This is a genomic window from Gallintestinimicrobium propionicum (assembly GCF_025567525.1).
GTDB classification, from domain to species: domain Bacteria; phylum Bacillota; class Clostridia; order Lachnospirales; family Lachnospiraceae; genus Gallintestinimicrobium; species Gallintestinimicrobium propionicum.
Map to the genome: position 1 here is coordinate 45,766 of NZ_JAOQJY010000027.1, position 3,933 is coordinate 49,698.

The 3,933-nt window shown below is 50.4% G+C and carries 2 protein-coding genes and 1 tRNA gene; 1 reads left to right on the forward strand and 2 read right to left on the reverse strand.

All coding sequences use genetic code 11. From position 1 onward, the window contains the following. On the forward strand, nt 1-1,123 hold a 1,123-nt coding region (locus OCV62_RS15955; RefSeq protein WP_262587955.1), incomplete at its 5' end, for a S41 family peptidase. A 236-nt stretch (nt 1,124-1,359) separates the two neighbouring features. On the opposite strand, the gene OCV62_RS15960 is transcribed toward OCV62_RS15955, so the two are convergent. Together OCV62_RS15960 and OCV62_RS15965 are read right to left on the reverse strand one after the other, a co-directional pair. Continuing rightward, nucleotides 1,360-3,060, reverse strand: a complete 1,701-nt coding sequence (locus OCV62_RS15960) for a carbon starvation CstA family protein (RefSeq protein WP_262587957.1) — start codon at nt 3,058-3,060, stop codon at nt 1,360-1,362. 714 nt (nt 3,061-3,774) lie between these two features. Then, nucleotides 3,775-3,847 (reverse strand) — tRNA-Gly (locus OCV62_RS15965). Nucleotides 3,848-3,933 lie beyond the last annotated feature (86 nt).

Consider the following 3,933-nt stretch of genomic DNA (forward strand, 5'->3'; position numbering starts at 1 on the left):
CGGCGTGACCCTGTATCAGGGAACGAAGAACGGTAGCTCCCTGGAAGAGGTCGGCAACAAGGTGACGATGGAAAAGGTCAATGTGCTGGAAGGAATGATCGACGATTATTATCTCGAGGACGTCAGCGCAGAGGATTTGGAGCAGGGGGTATACAAAGGACTTCTGGATGCGTTGGGCGATCCGTATTCCGTCTATTATACAGCGGATGAGCTGGAAACGCTGCAGGAAAAGACGCAGGGCATCTACTACGGAATCGGCGCAAGGGTTTCGTTGGATACCGAAACGCAGCTTCCGAAGATTGCAAGCGTAATTTCAGGAACGCCGGCGGAGGAAGCCGGACTGATGGCAAACGACCTTTTGTATAAGGCGGATGACACGGAGCTCCAGGGAATGGATCTTTCTTCCGCAGTCGCGTTGATCCGGGGTGCGGAAGGCACAACCGTGCACCTGACGGTGATCCGCAGCGGCGAGAGCAATTATCTGGAATTTGATGTGGTTCGCCGTAAGCTCGCAAACGAAACGGTTACGTCAAAGATGCTGGATGACAGCATGGCTTACATCCAGATTCAGGAGTTTGACGATGTGACGCTGGATCAGTTTACGGAAGCCCTGGACAATGCCCGTTCGGAAGGCATGGAAGGTCTGATTATCGATCTGAGAGGAAATCCGGGCGGAAACCTTTCGACGGTATGTGATATCTGCCGGGAGCTGCTCCCGAAAGGACTGATTGTATACACGGAGGATAAATACGGAAACCGGGAAGAATACTCCTGCGATGGTACGAATCCGTTAGAGGTTCCGCTCGTTGTTCTCGTAGACGGAAACAGCGCTTCCGCTTCGGAGATTATGTCCGGCGCAGTAAAGGATTACGGAATCGGAACTCTGGTTGGAACGACGACTTACGGAAAAGGCATCGTACAGCGGATTATGCAGCTTACCGATAATTCCGCAGTGAAGCTTACAGTCAGCAAGTATTACACGCCGAAGGGCAACAACATCCATAAGATTGGTATTGAACCGGATGTGGAGGTTGAATTTGATGCTCAGGCATATGTGGAAGACGGTACGGACAATCAGCTGAATAAAGCGATGGAAGTGCTTCAGGAAAAGATGGCAGAATAAAGAAAAATGGTAACTGTTCAGTACCCTCACAGTTACAAAAAAAGATACCCGTCGGAATCGGCTCACAGGGGAACCTCGATTCCGACGGGTATTTTTTTCATTTCATAGGAAAATGCGTCCTATGAAATAAAAACGCTCCGCGCGGATCGCACTGCGGCGGAATGGTAGAATGTCGCTTACGCGACCCGCCGCAGGCGGAGAATCCTGCTTCGCAGGATTCTTTTTCAGCAGCTGTTTTATGCAGCCTTTTCAGAATTCCTGGACGCTGCGAAGTAGGAACGCAGGGAGTTGATTACGATGGTCAGTCCAAGGACGATCAGCAGGATTGCAATGATCAGCTGCAGTCCTTCTACCAGGAAGGTAGCAGAGCCTGCCGCATACGCTTTTGCCAAAGCGATTGTGCGCTGTACCAGTGCGGTGCCGGTTACGCAAAGCATGATTACCAGCGGAGGGAACAGCATCTTGTTGCTGCGGCCTGTAACCTTCAGGAATACGCACAGCGTTACAAGTACCAGGGCGGAGAGCAGCTGATTCGCAGAACCGAACAGCGGCCAGATGTTTGCATAGCCGATACGGGTCAGAACGAAGCCGCACAGCAGGGTTAAAACGGTGGAGAAGTATTTGTTGCACAGAACCTTTCTCCATAACGGAGCAGAAGCCATATCATCAACAGAGAACAGCTCCTGGAAGCTCATACGACCGATTCTTGCAACTGCATCCAGGCTGGTCAGTGCAAGTGCGGATACACACATGGTCATGAAGCACTGGGCTACATAAAGCGGGATACCGAACATTTCCAGGAAGCCTGCAACGCCGTTGGAGAATACCTGGAACGGGGTGCCTGCAGCCGGTGTGCCGTCAGCAGATGCAGCAGCACCTGCAACGCAGAGAGCGACAACGGCCAGAAGGCTTTCAAGAACCATTGCGCCGTAACCAACCTTGAGCATATCCTTTTCATTTGCGATTGTCTTGGAAGAAGTGTCGGAGGATACCAGGCTGTGGAAGCCGGAGATCGCACCGCAGGCAACGGTTACGAACAGGATCGGGAACATGTTTCCGAGCTTTTCATTTGTAAATCCTGTATAAACAGGCAGGTTCATGGTCGGATGTGCAACGAGCAGTCCGAGAACAGCGCCGACGATCATGCCAATGAACATGTAAGTGGTCATCATATCACGGGGCTGTTTGAGCAGCCAGATCGGAAGAACTGCTGCGAAGAAGATATAAACAAAGGTAATGTAAGTCCAGGTATCTTTTCCGGCGGTGATCGGAAGAGCCATACCGATTGCCAGAGCTGCTACGGTGCAGACAAGACCTACAACGGTTGCTTTCCAGCCGGAAAGGTTGAATTTCTTCTGCAGTACGCCAAATACCATAGCGAATAAGATAAAAAGCAGGGAAATGGTACCGGCAGCACCGTTCGGTCTGGCAGCCTCGGAAAGCTGTACCTGTCCGTCAACGGTTGTAAATGCGTTGAAGGTTCCGGCTACCATATCGGCGAATGCTGCGATAACCAGCAGGGTGAATAGCCAGCAGAACAGCAGGAAAAGCTTTCTGCCGAGTTTACCGATGTACTTTTCGATCAGCAGACCGATGGATTTGCCGTCGTTTTTGACGCTGGCATACAAAGCACCGAAGTCAGTAACAGCACCGAAGAAGATGCCGCCAAGAAGTACCCACAGAAGAACCGGGAGCCAGCCGAATGCAGCGGCCTGAATTGCACCGGTGACAGGGCCTGCGCCTGCGATGGATGAAAACTGGTGACAGAAGACGGTAAAGCCTTTTGTCGGAACGTAGTCCTGCCCGTCCTCGTGGGCCTGGGCGGGTGTTTTGGCAGCAGGGTCGATGCCCCATTTGTTTGCGAGCCAGCGGCCATACAGCAGATAAGCGGCTGCAAGGCATACGGCTGCGATTAAAACGATTGCAAGTGTGTTCATGAGATAGGGTCCTCTCTTTCGTTAGAATGCTCAACATGGCAGTGCGTGGGCGACCTGCCCGGAGTTTTTCTGCAGGGGGATAGAATTTGTTCGGGCGCGGTGAATATCGGACAGCCCGAATTCGTTTTCCTGTCGCTGCAACAAAAAAAGCCTTCGTCTTTATCCCTTTCGGGGAATAGAAGACGAAGGCATATAAACTCCGCGTTACCACTTCTTTTGCTGCAAAAAACAGCCTCTCGGTCACAGCTCCCGGCATTTGATCCGGTCAATGTGCTCCCCTGTAACGGAGGGACTCCGGTTCTGGCTACTGGAAAAACGTTCACCAGAACTGCTGACAGGCGAGGGCATTTGGAACCTGTTGCCACCTTCCATCAATGGCGGCTCTCTGGAAACAGATTAACTCTAAATGTCATGTCCTGCTCACTGCATTTGCATGTTGAATTGTTGCCATTCTAGTTCCGGGGAAAAAAAATGTCAATGCGTAATCTTGAATTTTGGAAGTTTGTATAGGAAGAAAATGTTTTAGTTCTAAAATTTGTATAAAATTTTAGCGATGCAAAGCGCTAGTACGGTACCACGGGATACTGATAGCAGAAGAGAATGGGTTCCTGAGTACGGCACATGAAAAATAGAAACTTTTGCAAAAAGAATTTTGAAACAAAACAAGCGGCTTCCGAATCCTCGGAAACCGCTTGTTTACTGCCTTTTTAGAAGAGCGACAGACGGGGCTCGAACCCGCGACCTCCACCTTGGCAAGGTGGCGTACTACCAACTGTACTACTGTCGCATTTTATCTCTCGCTGATGTATCTCAGCGACGAAATTTATAATAACACAGCTTTTTACGTTTGGCAAGCTTTTTCGTAAAAAAATT

Excerpts from the sequence above, each read along its gene's own strand:
- OCV62_RS15960 (WP_262587957.1), bottom strand. The coding sequence starts at position 3,060 with ATGAACACACTTGCAATCGTTTTAATCGCAGCCGTATGCCTTGCAGCC.